Source organism: Pseudonocardia charpentierae, from assembly GCF_031845345.1.
GTDB classification, from domain to species: Bacteria; Actinomycetota; Actinomycetes; order Mycobacteriales; family Pseudonocardiaceae; genus Pseudonocardia; species Pseudonocardia charpentierae.
In genome coordinates, this window is record NZ_JAVREJ010000004.1 from 173,479 (window position 1) to 193,291 (window position 19,813).

Below are 19,813 nucleotides of genomic sequence, written 5' to 3' on the forward strand. Positions count from 1 at the left end.
AGGCCGGGCAGGCATGCAGTCGCCCGGTTGCACTACGCCGTAGACACTACGCTGTAGTGAGGCTGATCTCCGTCTGAAGCCGGACAGCGGGAGTCGGAGGGTGGTGACATGAGCGAGGTCCCGTCCGCGGGCGGACGAGGAGCGCTGCACGACGCGCTCCGGATGCAGTCGCTGGCGCGGGTCGGGCTGGGCGCCGAGGCCGACCCGGAGATGCAGGCGGTCGCCGAGCGGGTCCGCCGGTGGCTCGGCGTCCCGATCGCCCTCGTGTCGCTGGTCGAACCGGATCGGCAGGTGTTCCCCGGGATGGCCGGGTTGCCCGAGCCCTGGGCGACCTCGCGGTCCATCTCCATCCGCCACTCGTTCTGCCGGCACGTCGTGATCGCGACCGAGCCGCTGGTCGTGTCGGACGCCCGCGCGCATCCCCTGCTCCGGGGCAGCCCGGCCGTCGAGGAGCTGGGTGCGGTGGCTTACGCGGGGATGCCGCTGACAGACGAGGAGGGCAACGTCCTGGGCGCGCTGTGCGCGATCGACAGCGTGCCGCGGCAGTGGACGGCCGCCCAGCTCGACCTGCTGCAAGGCCTGGCCGAGTCCTGCTGTGCCGAACTACGGCTCCGACTGTCCCGGTTCACCGCCCGCGAGGAACGCCGGCACCGCGACGGGCTCGAGAACCGGCTGCGCGTCTCGTTCGACCGCAGCCAGGCGCTGCTCGCCGCGTCCGAGGCGTTCAGCGGGACCATCACCGTGGACGACGTGCGGACACGGGTCAGCGAGCTGGTGAAGACCGAGCTGCGCCCGTCGTACGTCGGGCTCGCCCTGCTTGACGACGACGGGCGGTTGCGCCGGATGCGCGACGCCCGGGCGCCCCGCGGGGTCGAGGACACCGGACCGTGGCAGACCTACGACCTGCTCACGGCGGTCCCGACCGCCACGGCCGTGCGGCAGCGGCGGATCGTCGCGTACGACGACCGGCCCGGGTTCGACGCCGCCCATCCCGAGGCCGCCCGCCGCCTGATCCGCGACCTCGACCTGCACGCGATCGTCGCCGTCCCGCTGATGCACGTGGGCGGACCGCTGGGTGCGCTCGCACTCGGCTGGGACACCCCGCGCCGCCTCGATCCGGCGGAGCTGCTGACCGTCACGACCTTGGCCGGGTACGCCGCCCAGGCGCTCGACCGCGCCCGACGGCTGCAGCAACGCGACAGCGCCGCCCATCAACTGCAGCAGGCGATGCTCACGACCCTGCCCGCCGTTCCCGGCCTCACGATGTACGCGCGTTACCAGCCGGCCGACTCCCGTGAGTACGTCGGCGGCGACTGGTACGACGCCGTGCCCATGCCGGATCCCGACCGTCCCGACGGCCGGGTCCTCGCCGTCTCGGTCGGCGACGTCATCGGCCACGCCCTCGACGCGGCGACCGTGATGGGGCAGGTCCGTTCGATGCTCCGCCAGGCCGCGTGGGACCACCCCGGCGAGCCGCCCTCGCACACGCTCCGCGCTTTCGAGCTCGCCGCGGACGGCATCGGGCTGCGGGCGATGGGGACCGCCCTGCTCGCGCACCTGCACCGCGGCGCCGACCAGCGGTGGGCCGTGACGTGGACGAACGCCGGGCACCCGCCCCCGATCCTGCTCCGTCCCGACGGCTCGGCGACGCTCCTCGACGGGCACGACATCCTGTTCGGGATACCGCGCCTGGCGGCCTCGCCCCGCCGCGACCACCACCACGACCTCGACCCGGGCAGCACGCTCTTCCTCTACACCGACGGCCTCGTCGAGCGCCGCGGCAGCGACCTCGACGAGGGCACCGACCGGCTCCGGCAGCTGCTCACCGAGAACCGCGACCTTCCCCCACCGGAGCTAGTCGACCTCGCCGTCGACACCCTCGCGCCCGACTCGCCCGACGACGTCGTCGCCTTCGCCGTCCGCTTCCCGGAAGACGCTCCGGCTCCTCAGTAGCGCCGCTGCAGCACGCGCATCGTCCGGCCCGGGACGCGCTGGCGTTCGCCCGGTCCGGACGCACGGCGGCGGGCGTGGGCGAGCAGCGGGTCCGCGGTGTCGACGACGACCTCCCAGACGCGCCCGTAGTCCTGGTCGGGCAAGGTGAAGGTCATCTGGTGCGGCGAGGCGTTGACCAGCAGCAGGAAGGAGTCGTCGATCACCCGCTCGCCGACCTCGTCGCGATCCGGGATGCCCTCGCCGTTGAGGAAGATGGCCAGGCTCTGCGCCCGGCCGCCGTTCCAGTCGTCGTCGCTCATCTGCTGCCCGTCCGGGCGCAGCCAGGCGATGTCGTTGATGCTCGAGCCCCGGATCGCACGGCTCTGGAAGAACCGCTGCCGGCGGAAGACCGGGTGCGCCTGCCGCATCGCGACGAGGCGCGCCGTGAACTCGGTGAGCACCTCGTTCTCCCGGGCGTCGGCCCAGTCGATCCAGCTGAGCTCGTCGTCCTGGCAGTAGACGTTGTTGTTGCCCTGCTGCGTGCGGCCCAGCTCGTCGCCGTGGGCGATCATCGGCACGCCCTGTGACAGCAGGAGCGTCGCGATGAAGTTGCGCTTCTGCCGCTCGCGCAGGATGCGGATCTCGCTGTCGTCGGTCGGCCCCTCGGCGCCGTGGTTCCACGAGCGGTTGTGGCTCTCGCCGTCGCGGTTGCCCTCGCCGTTCGCCTCGTTGTGCTTCTCGTTGTAGGAGACCAGGTCGTGCAGGGTGAAACCGTCGTGGGCGGTCACGAAGTTGATCGAGGCGAGGGGGCGGCGGCCGTCGGCCTCGTACAGGTCGGAGCTGCCGGTGAACCGTGAGGCGAACTCCCCGAGGCTCGCGGGCTCGCCGCGCCAGAAGTCGCGGACGGTGTCGCGGTAGCGGCCGTTCCACTCGGTCCACAGCGGCGGAAAGCCGCCCACCTGGTAGCCGCCCTCGCCGACGTCCCACGGCTCCGCGATGAGCTTGACCTGGCTGACGATCGGGTCCTGGTTCACCAGGTCGAAGAACGCGGCCAGCCGGTCCACCGAGTGGAACTCCCGGGCCAGCGCGGACGCGAGGTCGAACCGGAAACCGTCGACGTGCATCTCGGTGACCCAGTACCGCAACGAGTCCATGATCAGGCGAAGGGACTCGTGGTGGCGGACGTTGAAGCTGTTGCCGGTGCCGGTGGTGTCGTAGTAGTGCTGCGGGTCGCCGGGGACCAGCCGGTAGTAGGCCTGGTTGTCGATGCCGCGGAACGACAGGGTCGGGCCGAGGTGGTTGCCCTCGGCGGTGTGGTTGTAGACGACATCGAGGATGACCTCGATGCCCGCCCGGTGCAGTGTCCGGACCATGGTCTTGAACTCGAGCACCTGCTCGCCCCGCGTGCCGAAGCAGGCGTAGTCGTTGTGCGGGGCGAAGAAGCCGATCGTGTTGTAGCCCCAGTAGTTCGACAGTCCCCGCTCGACCAGCGTCGAGTCGTGCACGAACTGGTGCACCGGCATCAGTTCGACTGCGGTAACCCCGAGGTTGCGCAGGTGCCGGATCATCACCGGGTGCGCCAGGCCGGCGTACGTGCCCTGGACGTCGTCGGGGATCCCGGGGTGGCGCATCGTCATCCCTTTGACGTGCGCTTCGTAGATGACCGTCTCGTTGTAGGGGATCCGCGGGGGCCGGTCGTCACTCCAGTCGAAGAACGGGTTCGTCACCACCGACGTCATCGCGAACGGCGCCGAGTCGGCGTCGTTGCGGGAGGTCGGATCGCCGAACCGGTAGGAGAACAGCGCCTCGTCCCACGCGATCCGGCCGTCGACGGCCTTGGCGTACGGGTCGAGCAGCAGCTTCGCCGGGTTGCACCGCAGGCCCGCCTCGGGCTGGTAGGGGCCGTGCACCCGGTAGCCGTAGCGCTGCCCGGGCCCGATCCGGGGCAGGTAGCCGTGCCACACGAGCCCGTTGCGCTCGGGCAGGTCGACCCGCGTCTCGGTGGTCTTCATGCCCGGGCCGTCGTCGTCGAACAGGCACAGCTCGATCCGCTCGGCGACCTCGGAGAAGATCGCGAAGTTGGTGCCTCCGCCGTCGAAGGACGCTCCCAGCGGGTACGCGGACCCGGGCCAGATGTGCAGCACGACACCCTCCGTCAGCCCGCGCCACCTGCACGGTTGCTGTCTCCCTACCACCGATCAGGGCGCCGCTCCACAGGAGACCGACCCGCCGGACGTCAGCGCACGGGCTTGCCCAGACCGGGCGCGGTGGCCGGGTCGCTCGCCTGCAGGAGCAGCGCGGCGGTCGCCTCCGGGTCGTCGACCATCGGGACGTGCCCGCACCCGCGCAGCCGCACCCAGCGCGTCTGGTCGGGCAGCTGGTCGCGGTGGCGCGCCACCCCCGGCAGCAGCACCCGGTCGCGTGTCCCGAACGCGACTGTCACCGGCACGGTGATCGCGGCGCCGTCGGTGAACCGCTCCTTCTCCAGGCTGCGCAGCGTCTCCCGGAAACCGGGAGCCGAGGCCATGGCATCGACGGTGTCCCGTGCGGGCTCGTAGGGCACCTGGAACGGGTGGCCGGACACCTGCATCGCGGCGAAGGCCCGGCCGGGCCGGGTCCGCGGGGCGTTCGGGAAGATCCGGTTGATGACCTTGGCAGAGAGACGAGCCTGCCGCATTCCGCCACGGATGTGCAGCGGCGCGCCGGACTTGCGCCAGAGCCCGGCCGGAGCGAGGGCGGTGACGGTCCGGGCGCGGCCGGCCTTGCCGAGCTCCAGTGCCGCCCAGCCGCCGCTGCTGTTCCCGGCGATGTGCGCGGTCGCCAGCCCGAGTTCGTCGAGCAGCTCGCCGACGGCGGCCGCCAGGTCGCGCGGCGCGTTCCCGGCACCCTTCGGCTGACGCGGCGACTCCCCGTGGCCGGGCAGGTCCACCGCGATGACGTCGCGCTCGGCGGCCAGCAACGGGACGACGGGATCGAAGGATCGGCGGTCGAAGCCCTGGCCGTGCAGGAGGACCAGGGGCTCCCCCTGCCCGGTGCGGTCGAAGGCGAGCCGCGAGGCCCCTGAGGTCGTCCGCGACTGATTGCGGTCGAGGTTCGTCGACGATGTCGTCATGAGGTCTGCTCACCCGTCCGGTGTCGGAGTCGGCGAAGGGGATCTGCGCCGGCGTTCTCCACGTCACCGAGGATTTGCCCTCGGTCCGGTGTCCGACACAGACGGTGACCTTTGTCATTCCGGGTGTCATCCCGTGGGTGGACGCGCCGGGTGGCGCGCACTTCCTCCGGGGAAACTCCCGTAGGAGGGCACCTGCTGGCGTAGAGTCAGCCCGTCGAGGGCACCCCGACGTCGCATTCACGCGGCGTCGTTCTCGGCCACCCACACCGGGCGGCTCGCCGGCCGGGGACGGGAGCGCCGACATGCCGTCAGGTTTCGGTCACCCCGTACCCGCCGTCGCATCCACCCAGGACGGTCGTTCATGAGCTGGAACATGCCTGTCCACGTCGGCCACGGACTCGGAGAGCGGGAGATCCGGCTCGAAGGCGTGAGAACGCGGGAAGCCGCACAGAACGCCCGGACGGCACGCACGGTCGCCCAGCACTCGACGGACGCGCAGGACTGCCGCGAGCTCCTGGAGATGCTCGGACTCCGGCTCGACGACCTGCGGACCGACGAGCCGCCGCTGCACTGAGCCAGGACGGGCGCCCGGGCCCGCCGTGCGATGCTGCGGGCGTGACGGGACCGTTCGGGGACGCGCCGGTGCGCGTCGTCCGCGACGGCTCGACCACGCCGCAGCAGGACATGGACCTGTCGCCGCAGCTGCTCGCCGACTTCGCCGACCCCGACGTCCCGGGGCGGCTCCGGCTGCACAGCCCCCGCCCCACGGCCGCGTTCAGCCGGCTCGACTCGTTGGCTGCAGGCTTCCCGGCGGCCGAGGAGGCGGCGCGGACGCACGGGTTCGCGCCGGTGATCCGGCCGGCGGGTGGCCGACTCGCCGCCTATCACGAGGGCGCCCTGGTGCTCGATCTCGTCGCCCGCCACGGGCAGGCGCGTGGCGACTACCGGGAACGGTTCGCCGTGCTCGGCGAGCGCGTCGCCGCGGGGCTGCGGACGCTGGGGGTCCCGGCTCAGCTCGGGCCGGTTCCCGGGGAGTACTGCCCCGGGGAGTTCAGCGTGAACGCCGGCGGTGCGACGAAGATCGTCGGTACGGCCCAGCGCATCACCCGGTACGGGTACCTGTTCAGCATCGTGGTGTTGGTGACCGATCCCGAGCCGGTGCGGGAGGTGCTGGTGGACGCCTACGCGGCGTTGGGCATGGACTGGCGGCCCGCGTCCGTCGGGTGCGTCGCCGACCACGTGCCCGGGATCGCCGTGTCCGACGTCGAGCGCGCCCTGCTGCCCGAGCTGGGCGAACTGCTCCCGGGCCTTGTCGACGACGAGGCGACGCCCGGGCCCTACGTCCGGAAGTAGGCGCGCACGACGGTCCCCTCGGACGTGGTGTGCATCCGCACCAGGTCCGCGAGGTGGTTGACCATCAACAGGCCGCGGCCGCTGAGCTGGCCGGGTGCGGCCGGACGGCGGCCGACGAGCGGATCGTCGATCACACCCGCGTCGGCGACCTCACAGACGACGTGGGCCGCGTCGGTCCACAGGCGCAGGACGCCGGAGCCGCCGCCGTGCCGCACGCTGTTCGCGGCCATCTCCCCCACCGCCAACAGCACGTCGTCGACGCGCTCGGCCGCCAGCCCGGCCCGCTCCGCGTAGTCGACGGACGAGCGGCGGGCGCTGCGCAGGTGCGCGGCGTCGAAGGCGATCACGGTGGCGTCGGCCGGCTCCGGCAGCGCGCAGTTGTGCTCCGCCACGATGCGGTCGGGCGCGTAGCCCGGGCTCGGGAACGACGTCCCCGACTGCAGCAGCGTCGGGTGGGTGACCGCGGCGTCCGCGATGATCACCGGGTCGAGATTCGCGACGTCGTAGGGGCAAAGGATCGTGGCGGAGCGCCCGGCGAACGCGAGGTTGATCAGCGCCTCGTGCTGGACGCAGGCCGGGTACTCCAGGTCGGAGCGCTCCGGCCAGATCGGCTCACCGATCACCCGCACATGCTTGTCGGGATGGGCGTCGACGGCCGCGCCCAGCACCTCGGCGATGATCCGGCCCGGGTTCCGGCCCGCCACGCTCATGTCGACGAGCCGCACGCGCGCCACGAGGTCGCCGAGCGCGGCGCGCAGCAACTCGAGCCGGGACTGGGGCACGGCCACCGCCACGGGCTCGTCCCTGGCCAGACCCTCCCGGATGAACGGGATCGTCTCGGACAGGTACTCCCAGGGCCCTTGGTAGAACAGGGCGGGGTGGACGAACGCCTCGTCGACGTTCGCAGCGGTGCGCAGACCCATTCCACATCCTTCGCCGGCGGGTGCCGACCGCCGCGCCCGATGCACCCCTCCGGCACCGGTCACGCGGTCAGCACTTCGCACCCGGCCCGGAAGTGTACTGAGGTCCCATCGTGTGCTGTCCAGCTTTCGTCGAAGTTCATGACGACCCCCGGACCGCCCGCGATCACCGTGGCGCCAAGATGAGCCCATGCCGGTGACCAGCGGCGAGCAGCCGGTCGCGCTCCCCATCTCCGAGGTGGCGCGGCTGACCGGACTGACCACCGCGACCCTGCGGGCCTGGCAGCGTCGCTACGGGCTCGGCGCCAGCCGGTCGTCCCCCGGCGGTCACCGTCGCTACAGCCCGCTCGACGTCGCCCGGCTCCGCGCCGTGCAACAGCTCGTCGGCCAGGGCCTGGCGACCGCGGAAGCCGTGCGGGTCGTCCTCGTCCCCGCCGAGCACGACCTCGACCTGCCCGCCGAGGCGGACCCGGTGGCCCACCTGCTCGCGGCGGCCGCCCTCGACCTCGACGGCCCGTCGTGCCGCGCGCTGCTCCGCGACCACCTCGCGGCCCATCCCGTGGAGCGGACCTGGGAGGAGGTGATCCGGCCGGCACTGCGGACCGTGGGCGAGCGGTGGAGCGAGCTGCCGCACGGGGTGGCGGTCGAGCACCTGCTCTCCCACGTCGCGGCGGCCGCCCTCGGTGCGGCGGCCTCGACCGACCTTCCCGGGCCGCCCGCGGTGCTGCTGGCCTGCGTGCCGGTCGAGGAACACGACCTCCCGCTCGTCGCCCTCGCGGCGGCACTGGGTCAGCGCGGGGTCGCCACCACCCTGCTCGGCGCGGCGACACCGACCGACACGCTGGTCCGCGCGGTCCAGCACAGCCGGCCCGCCGTCGTCGTGCTGCTCGCGCTGCTTCCCGAGCTCGTCGATCCCGGCATGCTCACCGCGCTGCCGCCAACCGGCCGCGTCGTGGCTGCGGGCCCGGGCTGGGCCGGTGCCGCACTACCCGCGGACGTCCGGAGGGTCGACGACCTCGCCGGCGCCCTGGAGGTCGTCGGTGAGGTCGTCAGTCGGACACGGTTCACGACACGGGGTCGTCGGCGCTCCGTCGCGCGCTGACGGCTCGACGGTCCTCAGGTCTTCAGCCGGGCCGCGGCCTCGGCGGCGCCCGGACCGTCGAGGCCGGCCGAACGACCGGTGAGGAGGAGCAGCAGCTCGCCGCTCGGACCCCGGACCTCGGCGCCCTCCCCCGCCGACCAGTCCACGTCTGTCGCGACGAACCGCAGGCCCGCGAAGCGCTTGCGCGCGCCGTAGAAGCTGCTGCTCCACACGTGCTGGAGCGCCGGCTGCACACGCTCGGGCGGCATCGGTCGGTCGCGGCCCAGCGGGCGCGCGATGTCCTGGCCGTGGACGAGGATGTCGACGAGCGGGTCCGGCGGCTGGGCACCGAGGGGGCGGCGCGCGGAGCCGGCCGTCGCCCGGAGTTGCGCGACGAGCTCCGCGGGCGTGAACTCCGCGGCGCGGCGGCGGGCCGCGTCGCCGATCATCTTGTTGATGTCGCCGCGGGCGCGCAGCACGCCGAGCACCGCAGCCGGCTTCGACAGGCGGGTGACCAGGGTCAGGTGGGCGACGACGTCACGGACCGTCCAGTTCGCGCAGAGCGACTCGGCGTCCCAGTCGGCGGGCGCGAGCCGGTCGAGCAGGTCGGCGAGGTCGCGCCGCTCGGCCTCGACCGCAGCCACGATGGCGTCCCGGTCCACGACGGCCTCCTCGGTGCTGGACGGTGTCGCCCCGGACCCTAGTGCCGTGACCCGTCGCCACCGAGCCGACGAGTCACGGGGCTACGTGAGGTGGTCGAAGTCCCCGCGCACCCAGCCGATGTGCCTGTCCGCGGACCGACGTACGACGGCCCGGGCGTCGGCGTCGATCCGGATGGCGAAGTTGCCGTAGAGCCGGTCGAACGCGAACTCCTCGAGAGCGCGGGTGACGCGCTCGACCACGGCGGCGGAGAGCGGGATGTGGTTGGGGTAGCTGCGCAGGAACGCGACGGAGGTGCGGTCCGCGTTGGCGAACACGGTGTCGCCGCTGAGCAGCACACCCCGGCCGTCGGCGCCGGCCGACCAGTGCGCGACAGCGCTGCCGGGGAAGTGGCCGCCCGGCTGGGTCAGGGTGATGCCAGGCAGGACCTCGACGGTGCCGGACCACGTCTCGATGACCGGGTCCGGTCGCGCCACCCACTCCCGGTCGGCCTCGGCGACGAACACGGGGACACCGCCGAGGGCCCTGCTCCACTCCACCTGGACGCCGAACATGTGCGGGTGGCTCGCGACGATCGCCGCGGCGCCGCCGAGCTCGCGGACCCGGGCCACGCCCTCCGCGTCGACGAAGCCGATCGGATCCCACAGCAGGTTCCCCGACGGCGTGCGCACCAGCTTGGCCGTCTGCCCGATCCCGGCCTTCGGCGTGGCCGTGATCCCGAACAGGTCGGGCTCGAGCTCGGCCACCTCCACCTTGCGCCCCTCGGCGGCCAGTTCCTCGAGGGTGGTCCACCGCTGCCCCTCGGCGGGCACCCACTGCCGCTCGTCGGCGCAGATTGCGCAGACCTCGACGCGCTCCGCGTGTTCGACCGCGCAGGTCGCGCAGATCCAGAAGCCCATGCTTCCTCCTCAGCCGCCGATCGCGTCGAGCTCCGCCAGTGCGTCGGCGGGCAGAGTCAGCCCCGCGCCCGCGACGTTCTCGCGCAGGTGCGCCACCGAGGACGTCCCGGGAATCAGCAGGACGTTCGGCGACCGCTGCAGCAGCCAGGCCAGTGCCACCGCCATCGGTGTCGCGTCGAGCCGTTTCGCGACCGCCTCCAGGGCGTCGGACTGCAGCGGCGAGAAGCCGCCGAGCGGGAAGTACGGCACGTACGCGATCCCCTGCGCGGCGAGTGAGTCGATGAGGGCGTCGTCGTCGCGGCGGGCGAGGTTGTAGAGGTTCTGCACGCAGACGACGGGCGCTATCGACTGCGCCTCCGCGATCTGCTCCGCGTTCACCGTGCTGACGCCGAGGTGCCGGATCAGCCCCTGCTGCTGCAGCTCGGCGAGGGCCTCGAACTGCTCCGCGAGCGAGCCCGGCTCGGGGGCGTCGAACCCACCGACGCGCAGGTTGACGACGTCGAGCACGTCGAGCCCGAGGCGGCGCAGGTTGTCGTGCACCTGCTCCTGCAGCTCCGTGGGCGTCCGGGCGTGCGGCCAGCCGCCCTCCGCATCGCGCCGCGCGCCGACCTTCGTGACGATGTGCAGGTCGTCCGGGTAGGGCGCGAGCGCCTCGCGGATGATCTCGTTGGTGACGTGCGGGCCGTAGAAGTCGGCCGTGTCGATGTGGGTGATGCCGAGCTCGACGGCCGTGCGCAGCACGGCTATCGCGGCGTCGTGGTCCTTCGGCGGCCCGAACACGCCGGGTCCGGCGAGCTGCATCGCCCCGTAGCCGACCCGGGTGAGCTCGAGATCCCCGACGTCGTAGGTGCCTCCGGGGAGATCAGTGGTTGCCATGTACACATGATCGCCGATACGGCGCCGCGGGGCAGGGCCCCGCTCTTCCTGGGACTGGCGGTACCAGGATCGTCGGGTCGCCGGGCACTGCCATCCTCGGCGAAACACTGTCGCTGCTCGACCGCGACATCCTGTTCGTCAGCGGCGCCACCGCGCAGCAGATGGCCGCCTCCCCCGTGTTCTCCCGGCTGGCCGTGGTGCGCGACGGCCGCACGCTCTACACGACCTTCGACTCGCCGCTGTCGGGGGCGCTGTCCTACAGCGGACCCGACGCGCTGCTCTACGCCCTCGACGTGCTGGTGCCCCAGCTCGCCAACGCGGTCGAGGGCCGGCCGGTCGCCGACCTGAGCAACGCCTGACGGGCCCGCAGCTCAGGGCAGCGCGCCGGCCACGTCCAGCAGGACCAGCGCCGCCGCCACGTCGACGACCGTCGCCGCTCGCGACAGGTCCAGCCCGGCGACGGTCTCGATCCGGCGCAGGCGCTGCCCGACCGTGTTCGGGTGCACCGTGAGCCGCCGGGCCGTCTCGGCCCGGTCGAGTCCGCCGTCGAGATGCGTGCGCAGGGTGTGCAGCAGCGCCGTGCCGCGCTCCCGGTCGTGCCGCCGCACCGGACCCACGGTCCGGTCGGCGAAGGCGACCAGCTGCTCGGCGTCGTCGAGCTGCAGCAGCAGGCCTGCGACGCCGAGGTCGTCGAGCGTGACGACCGTGCCGGTGCGTGCGGTCCGCTCGGCGACAGCCGCCGCGCCCCGGGCGGTCCGGTGGGCCCGTACGAGGTTCCCCTCCGCGGCCGGCGCCGCCGCGACCGTCGCCCCGGCGATCCCGGGCACCGACACCAGCGCCCTGCGCACCCCGTCGGCGACGGTCCGCGCCCGCTCCGGCGCGACCGGCCACAATGCGACGATCGCACCCTGATGCGTGCCCACCAGCGGCCGCGGCACGTCCCGACCCGCCAGCCGCACCACCGCGTCCAGCGCCCGCTGTGCCGTGGCGGCTACCGGCGCGGCCGCGTCCGGAACGGTCCGGGCGACCAGGGCGACGTGCGGTCGCGACAGGTCGTGCCCGAGCAGCTCGGCGCGTTCCCGCACCGGTCGTGACGCCGGATCCGCGCCGCCCAGGACGTCGGCCAGCAGCTCGCCGCGCAGTCGTTGCTCGACCTCCGCCGCGGTCCGCAGCCGGAAGAGCTCCAGCGCCAGCACGATCGAGGCGTGCTCGAGGGCGCGCTCGTCCAGCGGGCGCAGCGGCTCGGCGCCGCGCGGGAGCCAGAGCCGGGCGGTCACGGAACCGGAGAGCACCACGCGGACGACGACGTGGTCGCCGCACTCGCGGACCAGCCGGTCGCCGGGCTCCACCTCGTCCACGGGCACCGCCCTGCGGACCTCGGCCGAGGGCAGCGCGGCGAGCGGGCCGGCGTGGGCGAGCACCTCACCCCGGGCGTCCTCGACCAGCACCGGGCGGGCCAGCAGCTCCGACGCGGCGGCGGCGATGCCGTCGACCCCGCCCGCGCGCAGCGCGACCCGCAGCAGCCGTTCGTGGATCTGTTCCGACCGCGTCACCAGCTCGTGCTGGCGGCGCAGGTCGTCGAGCATCCGCGCCGAGGTGAGCGCGATCGCGGCGTGGTCGGCGAGCAGCATCAACCGGTCGACCTCGTCGGCCGTGAAGTCGTGCACCTCCCGGTGGTAGCTGTTGAGAGTGCCGAGCGCCGCCGACCCGGCGATCAGCGGCACCGAGAGCATCGAGCGGTAGCCCTGCTCCGCCGCGACGCCGCCCCAGATGAAGCCCTGCTCCTGGGAGATGTCGGTGACGGCCACCGGTCGCCCGGACCGGTACGCGCGGCTCGACGGCGCGCCCCCGCGGGCGTCGACCTCCAGACGCACGGGCCGGTCCGAGTTCACCCGGGCGACGTACTCCGCGGTCAGCCCGCTCCAGCCTGTGATGACGAGGTTGTGCCCGTCCGCATCGGGCACGAGAACGCCGCAGAAGTCCAGGTGCAGCAGCGATCGGGCGGTCTCGGCGACGAGACCGAGGACGTCGCGCAGCCCCTGACCGGAGTTCACGACGGCGGTCAACGTGCGGACGGCGTCCAGCCACTGCCGCAGGTCGGGGAGGGTCTCAGCCACCCGTCCATGGTGTCACGGCGGACATGGAACTGGTCGAAGTGTGTCTCCACGGACATGGAGAAGCGTGCGGGCCGTCGCCACACTCGATTTGCACCCCGCTGGATGAGGTCGAGAGGGCAGAAGCGATGACGCTGACGAGCACGTCCCCCGAAACGGTTCCGGGCTCGGCCCGGGCGCACGAGCGCCCGGTCCTCGACCCCGCTACCGGCGCGGTGATCGCCACGGTGCCCGACAGCACCCTCGCCGAGGTCGACGAGGCGGTGCGCACCGCTCGCGCCGCGTTCGACGGCGGCCCGTGGCCCACGCTGACCCGCAGCGCGCGGGCCCGGCTCCTGCTGCGCGCCGCCGACGCCATCGAGGACGCCGCCGAGCGGCTGTTCCGCCTGGAGACCCGCAACAACGGACGCCCGATCACCGAGACGCGCGCGCAGCTCTCGCGGGTGCCCGAATGGTTCCGGTACAACGCGGGACTGCTGGCGGCGCAGCGCGACGCCGTGCTTCCCGGCGACGGGCCGTACCTCACCTACCAGCGTCGCGCGCCGCTGGGCGTCTGCGGGATCATCACCCCGTTCAACCACCCGCTGTTGATCCTCGCGCGCAGCCTGTCGGCGGCGCTCGCGACCGGCAACACCGTGGTGGTCAAGCCGTCGGAGACGACGCCGCTGTCCACCCTCGCCCTCCTGGAGATCCTGCGTGAGGCCGGCGTGCCCGACGGCGTCGTGAACGTCGTGACCGGCGGCCGCGACGTCGGCGAGGCGCTCACGCACCACCCGGACATCGCCAAGATCACCCTCACCGGCGGCACCGAGGCGGGCCGCGCCGCCGCGGTCGCGACCGCGGCCCGGTTCGCGCGGGTCACCGCCGAGCTGGGCGGCAAGACCCCGGTCGTCGTCTTCGACGACGTCGACCCGCGCGCCGCCGCCGAGGGCGCCGCCTTCGCCGCGTTCGTCGCCGCCGGGCAGTCGTGCGTCGCCGGCTCGCGCTTCCTCGTCCAGCGCGGGATCCACGACGCGTTCGTCGAGGCCCTCGCGGCGCGGGCCACGGCCATCCGGATCGGCGACCCCTCGGACCCGGCGACGCAGCTGGGCCCCCTGGTCAACGCCGTCGCCCGGGACCGGGTGCTGCGGATGATCGGCGTCGGCGTGGCGGAGGGGGCCCGGGTGGCGGCCGGCGGCGGCGCCCCGGAGCTGCCCGCACCGCTGTGCGACGGCTTCTACGTGCAGCCGACCGTGCTCACCGACGCGACCAACGACATGCGGGCCGCGCAGGAGGAGATCTTCGGTCCGGTCGCGGTCGTCGTCCCGTTTGACGACGAGGACGACGCCGTCGCGAAGGCCAACGACAACCGGTTCGGCCTCGGGGCCGGGCTCTGGACCCGCGACGTCGCCCGCGCCCACCGCGTCGCCGACCGCATCACCGCCGGGATGGTCTGGGTGAACGACCACCACCGGCTCGAGCCCTCGCTGCCCTGGGGCGGGGTCAAGGAGTCCGGGACCGGCCGCGACGCCGGCACCGAGAGCTTCGACGACTTCACGTGGGTCAAGACCGTGGTCGTGCGCACCGCCGCCGACGACGCCGACTGGTACGGGTCGGCCGCGCCCGGCCGCCTGAACTGAGCCCGACCCCTCCCCTCTCTCCGCCTCCCGGCACGACCTTTCCGCACGACGACCCCGACGAAGGGACCGTCCATGTCCGCCTCCGCCTCCACCCCCGCCGGGCCGGCGCCCGGCACCTGGCGCGCCGAGATCACGAAGACGCAGTGGCTGGTGCTGCTCGGCACCACGATGGGCTGGGCCCTCGACGGGTTCGCCGGCAGCCTCTACGCCCTGGTCCTCGGCCCGGCCATGACCGAGCTGCTCCCGCACAGCGGCATCGCCGTGAACGGCGGCAGCATCGGGCTCTACGGCGGCCTCACCGTCGCCCTGTTCCTCTTCGGCTGGGGCACCGGCGGCATCCTGTTCGGGATCCTCGCCGACTACTTCGGCCGGGTCCGCGTGCTGTCGGTCGGCATCGCCACCTACGCGATCTTCACCGCCCTCGCCGCGTTCGCCGACACCTGGTGGCAGCTGGGCGTGCTCCGGTTCATCGCAGGGCTCGGCTCCGGAGTCGAGGCTCCGGTCGGCGCGGCGCTCGTCGCCGAGGTCTGGCGCAACCGCTACCGGGCCCGGGCGTGCGGGGTGATGATGTCGGGCTACGCCCTGGGCTTCTTCCTCGCCGCGCTGGCCTACGCCGTGCTCGGCGGGAACGGCTGGCGGCTGATGATGGGCATCGCCGTGGCACCCGCCCTCCTGGTGTGGTTCATCCGCCGCCACGTCCCGGAGCCGGCGGAGATCACCGACACCATCGCCGCCCGCCGGGACCGCCGGGAGCGGGGCCAGACCGTCGACGAGGACCGCTTCGTCCTGCGCCGGCTGCTCAGCCCGCCGCTGCTGCACCGCACGCTGGTCGGGACCGCGCTCGCGACGGGTTCGCTGGTCGCCTTCTGGAGCGTCTCCACCTGGTACCCGCAGATCATCCGCCAGGCCGCGGCCGCCGCATCCCTGTCGCCGGAGGTCGCCAACGGCCGCGTCGCCGTCGCGTCGATGCTCTTCAACGCCGGCGGCATCCTCGGCTACGCGACCTGGGGTTTCCTCGCCGACGCCGTGGGCAGGCGGAAGGCCTTCGCGATCAGTTTCGCGGTGTCCGCCGCCACCGTGGCCTACCTGTTCCCGTTCCCGCACACCTACGGCCAGTTCCTGGCCGTCATCCCGATCGCCGGGTTCGGGCTCTACGGGGCGCTGTCGGGGATCCTGGTCTACGGGCCGGAGCTGTTCCCGCCCAGCGTCCGCGCCACCGGCATCGCCCTCTACAACGGCATCGGCCGCTACATCACCGCCTGCGGCCCGCTGGTGGCCGGCGTGATCGCCGCTTCCTGGTTCGGCGGGGACCTCGGGCTGGCCACCACCTGCGTCGTCGCCGTCGGGATGCTCGGCGCGCTGGGGCTGCTTTTCGCCCCCGAGACCCGCGGCGAGGCCCTGCCGACCGACCCGGCCGTCGCGACCACCACCGGCACGATCACCGAGGAGGCACGGGCATGAGCAGGTACGACGGAGCGACGGCTGCCGTGATCGGCGGCTCGATCGGCGGGCTGACCGCGGCACTCCTGCTGCGCGACCTGGGCTTCTCCGTGCAGGTCTTCGAGCGCACCCCCACTCCGCTGGACGGGCGCGGCGGCGGGATCGTGCTGCAGCCCGACACGGTGCGCTGGTTCACCGAGCGCAGCAGCCAGCAGCCCCAGTCGCTGCACACCAGCACCGAGTGGGTCCAGTACCTCGACACCGACAACCACGTGATCGACCGGGACCAGCGCACGTGGACCTACACGTCGTGGGGCACCTTCTACCGTGCGCTGCTCGCCGACTTCGGCACCGCCGACTATCACCTCGGCGAGTTCGCCTGCGGCTTCGACCAGGACGAGCGCGGCGCGACCGTGCGCTTCGTCAGCGGCCGCACGGTGACCGCGGACCTCGTCGTCTTCGCCGACGGCATCACCTCGACGGCCCGCGAGCGCCTCGACCCGACCGCGCAGCTCATCTACTCCGGCTACGTCGGCTGGCGCGGGACCGTCCCCGAGCACGAGCTCAGCGACGGCACCCGCGAGCTGCTCGGCAACGCCATCTCCTACAGCGTCGTGCCGCACTCGCACATCACGCTCTACCCGATCCCGGGCGAGGCCGGCGCCGGGCGCAGCGGGACGGAGCCGGGCGACCGCCTGATGAACTACGTCTGGTACCGCAACGTGCCCGCCGGCCCGGAGCTCTCGGAGATGCTCATCGACAAGCGTGGCATCCCCGGGAAGGTCTCGCTGCACCCCGGTCAGGTGCAGGACCGCTACGTCGACGAGATGCGTGAGGCCGCCTCCCGGATGCTGGCGCCGGCCGCGGCCGAGGTCGTCACCGCGACCGCCACGCCGTACGTGCAGGTCGTGCAGGACGTGCGGTCGTCCCGGATGGCCGACGGCCGGGTCGCGCTGATCGGCGACGCCGCCTGCGGCGCCCGCCCGCACGCCGCAGCGGGCACCGCCAAGGCCGCGGCCGACGCCTGGGCGCTGTCGGCCGCGCTGGACGAGGCCGACGGCGACGTCGCGGCGGCCCTGCGCAAGTGGGAGCCCGCCCAGCTGGAGCTGAGCTCGCGCCTGCTCGACCGCGTCGTCGACATGGGCGAGCGCTCGCAGTTCCGCAACACCTGGGTCCCCGGCGACCCGAGCCTGCGCTTCGGCCTCTACGGCCCCGGCCGCTGACCCCGCGAGGAGAGACGACATGACCGACACCGCGTCCGACCTGACCTTCCTGAGCGACCTGCCCCTGGCCGGGACGCTCGTCGCCACCGACTTCGACGGCTGGACCCCCGAGCTGCGTGCGGAGTTCGCGGCCCACGCCCACGACGGGCAGGTCGGCTCCCGGCTGCTCAGCGCGAACGACCGCGTCCGGGTGTGGGAGATCCGGCTCGCTCCCGGCGAGCGCTGGCACGCCCACCGGCACGTCCTCGACTACTTCTGGACGGCGGTCAACGCCGGCCGCAGCAGCCAGCACACGAGCGACGGCACCACCCGCGAGGTGTCGTACTCCGCGGGCGAGACCCGGCACTTCACCTTCGGGCCGGGTGAGTACCTGCTGCACGACATCGAGAACGTCGGCGACGGGCCGCTGGTCTTCACCACCGTCGAGCACCTCGACGGCGCCAACGCCCCGCTGCCCCTGTCCGACGGGCCACGGGCGTGATCGGCCTGCCGCTCGCCGCGGGCGTGGTCGACGTCCACGCCCACTGGCTCCCGGAGGCGCTGTTCGACCTCCCGCCGGGGGCGCCCTACGGCCCGCTGCACGACCGTGACGGCGAGCTGCACCTGGGCGAGGTCCCGCTGTCGGTGCCGACCCGCGCGATGAGCGACGTCGCCGCGATCCGCGCCGACATGGCGGCGTCGGGCCTCGGTGTCCGGGTGCTGTCCGCGCCGCCCTTCGCCTTCCCGGTCGCGGGCGGTGCGCCGGACTACGTCGACGCCTTCAACGAGGCGCTCGGCGAGGTCGTCGGCGGCGCCGAGGGCACCGTCGTCGGGCTCGGGACCGTGGTGCTCGACGACCCCGGCACCGCCCGCGTCCAGTTGGAGCGGCTCGCTGCGACGCCCGGGATCTCCGGGGTCGCGATCCCACCTCTGGTGGCGGGCGCGTCCCTGGATCGCGGCCCGCTACGGCATGTGCTGGCCGACGCCGCCGCGCTCGACCTCGCCGTGCTCGTCCACCCGATGCAGCTGCCCCGCCCCGAGTGGGCCGACCACTACCTGGCGAACCTCGTCGGCAACCCGGTCGAGACCGCGACCGCGATCGCCGCTGTTCTGCTCGGCGGAGTCCAGGAGCAGCTTCCCGACCTGCGGATCTGCTTCGTGCACGGCGGTGGCTGCGCGCCGGGCCTGCTCGGCCGGTGGGACCACGGCTGGCGCACGCGCGCCGACGTCCGGCGGAGCTCGACGCGGCCGCCGAGCGAGACGTTCGGGGAGCTGTACGTCGACACCGTCACCCACGACCCCGAGGCCCTGCGCCTGCTCGTCGCCCACGCCGGCAAGGACCGCCTCCTCTGCGGCAGCGACCACCCGTTCGACATGGCCCAGGCCGACCCGGTCGGGTTCGCCACGAGCCACGGCGCCGACGCTGAGACGATCACCGCGAACGCGCGGGCGTTCCTCGGCGCCTGACACACCGCGCCCGACCCACAGCTAAGGAACCTGCGATGTCGCACCTGTTCACCCCGCTCACCCTCCGCGGCCTGACCGTCCCCAACCGCGCGTGGCTCTCGCCGATGTGCCAGTACAGCGTTCCGGACGCCGACGGGGTGCCGACCGACTGGCATCTCGTCCACCTCGGCGCGCGGGCGCTCGGCGGGTTCGGCCTGATCCTGACCGAGTCCACCGCCGTCTCGCCGGACGCCCGGATCAGCCCGCAGGACACCGGACTGTGGAACGACGCGCAGGTGGCCGGTTGGACCCGGATCGTCGACTTCGTGCACGCCCAGGGCACCCCGATCGGCGTCCAGCTCGGCCACGCGGGCCGCAAGGCCTCGACGTACGCGCCCGGGCTGGGCCGCGGATCGGTCCCGGTGACCGGCGGCGGCTGGGAGGCCGTCGGGCCGTCGGCCCTGGCCTACGAGGGCTACGCGACACCCCGTGCGGCCACCGCGGACGACCTCGTCGGGATCGTCGCGGCGTTCGGCGCCGCAGCCGGTCGCGCGGAGACCGCCGGGTTCGACGTCGTCGAGATCCACGCCGGGCACGGTTACCTGCTGCACCAGTTCCTGTCGCCGCTGGCGAACCGGCGGACCGACGCCTACGGCGGGTCGTTCGACAACCGGGTCCGGCTCCTGCTGGAGGTCGTCGACGCCGTGCGCGCCGCCTGGCCGGGGGACCGGCCGGTGCTCGTGCGGCTCTCGGCGTCGGACTGGGTCGACGACGGGTGGACGCTCGAGGAGACGGCAGACCTGGCAGCGCTGCTGCGCGAGCGCGGCGTCGACCTGGTCGACGTCTCCTCCGGCGGCCTGGACCCGGCCCAGCAGATCACCGTCGGTCCCGGCTACCAGGTGCCCTTCGCCCGGCACGTGCGCGAGAAGAGCGGCGTGCCGATCGGCGCGGTCGGGCTGATCACGGAGACGCACCAGGCGGAGGGGATCCTCGCCGACGGTTCCGCGGACGTCGTGCTGCTCGCGCGGGAGGCGCTGCGCGACCCGTCGTGGCCGCTCCGCGCGGCCGCGGAGCTGGAGCCGCAGGGGGTCCGCGACCTCTACCCGGTCCCCTACCTGCGGGCGGCGCCGTCGGGCCGGGCCTGACCGGCACCGATGCG

18 protein-coding genes are annotated in these 19,813 nt (G+C 73.5%); 11 read left to right on the forward strand and 7 right to left on the reverse strand.

The annotated features are described in order from the left end of the window. The first annotated feature begins 108 nt into the window (after positions 1-108). A complete protein-coding gene (locus tag RM445_RS08500; RefSeq protein WP_311555578.1) occupies positions 109-1,953 on the forward strand; it encodes a SpoIIE family protein phosphatase in 1,845 nt (614 codons plus the stop codon). Here RM445_RS08500 and glgX read toward each other — a convergent pair. Together glgX and RM445_RS08510 are read right to left on the reverse strand one after the other, a co-directional pair. Then, positions 1,947-4,073, reverse strand: coding sequence for a glycogen debranching protein GlgX (glgX, locus tag RM445_RS08505; RefSeq protein WP_311555755.1), 2,127 nt, complete (start codon positions 4,071-4,073; stop codon positions 1,947-1,949). The two genes, RM445_RS08500 and glgX, sit on opposite strands and share 7 nt — an antisense overlap. 95 nt (positions 4,074-4,168) lie before the next feature. Next, entirely contained in the window at positions 4,169-5,044 is an 876-nt protein-coding gene (locus RM445_RS08510) for an alpha/beta fold hydrolase (protein ID WP_311555579.1), read from the reverse strand. A 373-nt stretch (positions 5,045-5,417) separates the two neighbouring features. Between RM445_RS08510 and RM445_RS08515 the strand changes: the two genes are divergently transcribed. Beyond that, on the forward strand, positions 5,418-5,618 hold the full coding sequence (locus RM445_RS08515) for a hypothetical protein (protein WP_311555580.1): 201 nt from the start codon (positions 5,418-5,420) through the stop codon (positions 5,616-5,618). Between the two features lie 41 nt (positions 5,619-5,659). After that, on the forward strand, positions 5,660-6,397 hold the full coding sequence (locus RM445_RS08520; RefSeq protein WP_311555581.1) for a lipoate--protein ligase family protein: 738 nt from the start codon (positions 5,660-5,662) through the stop codon (positions 6,395-6,397). Here RM445_RS08520 and RM445_RS08525 read toward each other — a convergent pair. Further along, entirely contained in the window at positions 6,382-7,320 is a 939-nt protein-coding gene (locus RM445_RS08525; RefSeq protein ID WP_311555582.1) for a sensor histidine kinase, read from the reverse strand. The genes RM445_RS08520 and RM445_RS08525 overlap by 16 nt on opposite strands. Before the next feature lie 187 nt (positions 7,321-7,507). Between RM445_RS08525 and RM445_RS08530 the strand changes: the two genes are divergently transcribed. Next, positions 7,508-8,419 carry a MerR family transcriptional regulator gene (locus RM445_RS08530; RefSeq protein WP_311555583.1) on the forward strand — a complete coding sequence of 304 codons (912 nt, stop codon included), beginning with the start codon at positions 7,508-7,510 and terminating at the stop codon, positions 8,417-8,419. A 14-nt stretch (positions 8,420-8,433) separates the two neighbouring features. Here RM445_RS08530 and RM445_RS08535 read toward each other — a convergent pair whose 3' ends face one another. The 3 genes from RM445_RS08535 to RM445_RS08545 all read right to left on the reverse strand — a co-directional run bounded on the left by RM445_RS08535 (position 8,434) and on the right by RM445_RS08545 (position 10,833). Next, positions 8,434-9,060: a maleylpyruvate isomerase family mycothiol-dependent enzyme gene (locus tag RM445_RS08535; RefSeq protein WP_311555584.1), complete on the reverse strand. Its 627-nt coding sequence runs from the start codon at positions 9,058-9,060 to the stop codon at positions 8,434-8,436. A gap of 81 nt (positions 9,061-9,141) precedes the next feature. Further along, positions 9,142-9,957 (reverse strand): MBL fold metallo-hydrolase, encoded by an 816-nt coding sequence (locus RM445_RS08540; RefSeq protein WP_311555585.1) that lies wholly within the window; start codon positions 9,955-9,957, stop codon positions 9,142-9,144. Positions 9,958-9,966: 9 nt separating this feature from the next. Then, the gene (locus RM445_RS08545) at positions 9,967-10,833 is read right to left on the reverse strand and encodes an aldo/keto reductase family oxidoreductase (protein ID WP_311555586.1); all 867 of its coding nucleotides are present in this window, start codon (positions 10,831-10,833) and stop codon (positions 9,967-9,969) included. Between the two features lie 161 nt (positions 10,834-10,994). On the opposite strand from RM445_RS08545, the gene RM445_RS08550 reads away from it, so the two are divergent. Beyond that, positions 10,995-11,192: a hypothetical protein gene (locus RM445_RS08550; protein ID WP_311555587.1), complete on the forward strand. Its 198-nt coding sequence runs from the start codon at positions 10,995-10,997 to the stop codon at positions 11,190-11,192. A gap of 12 nt (positions 11,193-11,204) precedes the next feature. Here RM445_RS08550 and RM445_RS08555 read toward each other — a convergent pair whose 3' ends face one another. Continuing rightward, complete coding sequence (locus RM445_RS08555) at positions 11,205-12,950, reverse strand: helix-turn-helix domain-containing protein (protein WP_311555588.1); 1,746 nt, start codon at positions 12,948-12,950, stop codon at positions 11,205-11,207. A gap of 125 nt (positions 12,951-13,075) precedes the next feature. Between RM445_RS08555 and RM445_RS08560 the strand changes: the two genes are divergently transcribed. From RM445_RS08560 to RM445_RS08585, 6 genes are all read left to right on the forward strand, one after another. Next, on the forward strand, positions 13,076-14,566 hold the full coding sequence (locus tag RM445_RS08560) for an aldehyde dehydrogenase family protein (protein WP_311555589.1): 1,491 nt from the start codon (positions 13,076-13,078) through the stop codon (positions 14,564-14,566). 72 nt (positions 14,567-14,638) lie between these two features. After that, on the forward strand, positions 14,639-16,027 hold the full coding sequence (locus RM445_RS08565; RefSeq protein WP_311555590.1) for an MFS transporter: 1,389 nt from the start codon (positions 14,639-14,641) through the stop codon (positions 16,025-16,027). Next, entirely contained in the window at positions 16,024-17,229 is a 1,206-nt protein-coding gene (locus RM445_RS08570) for an FAD binding domain-containing protein (protein WP_311555591.1), read from the forward strand. The genes RM445_RS08565 and RM445_RS08570 overlap by 4 nt, the downstream gene beginning before the upstream one ends. 19 nt (positions 17,230-17,248) lie before the next feature. Beyond that, positions 17,249-17,710, forward strand: coding sequence for a cupin domain-containing protein (locus tag RM445_RS08575; protein WP_311555592.1), 462 nt, complete (start codon positions 17,249-17,251; stop codon positions 17,708-17,710). Continuing rightward, on the forward strand, positions 17,707-18,675 hold the full coding sequence (locus RM445_RS08580; RefSeq protein WP_311555593.1) for an amidohydrolase family protein: 969 nt from the start codon (positions 17,707-17,709) through the stop codon (positions 18,673-18,675). Before RM445_RS08575 ends, RM445_RS08580 begins: the two co-directional genes overlap by 4 nt. Before the next feature lie 35 nt (positions 18,676-18,710). Next, the gene (locus tag RM445_RS08585; protein WP_311555594.1) at positions 18,711-19,799 is read left to right on the forward strand and encodes an NADH:flavin oxidoreductase/NADH oxidase; all 1,089 of its coding nucleotides are present in this window, start codon (positions 18,711-18,713) and stop codon (positions 19,797-19,799) included. The last annotated feature ends 14 nt before the right edge of the window (positions 19,800-19,813 follow it).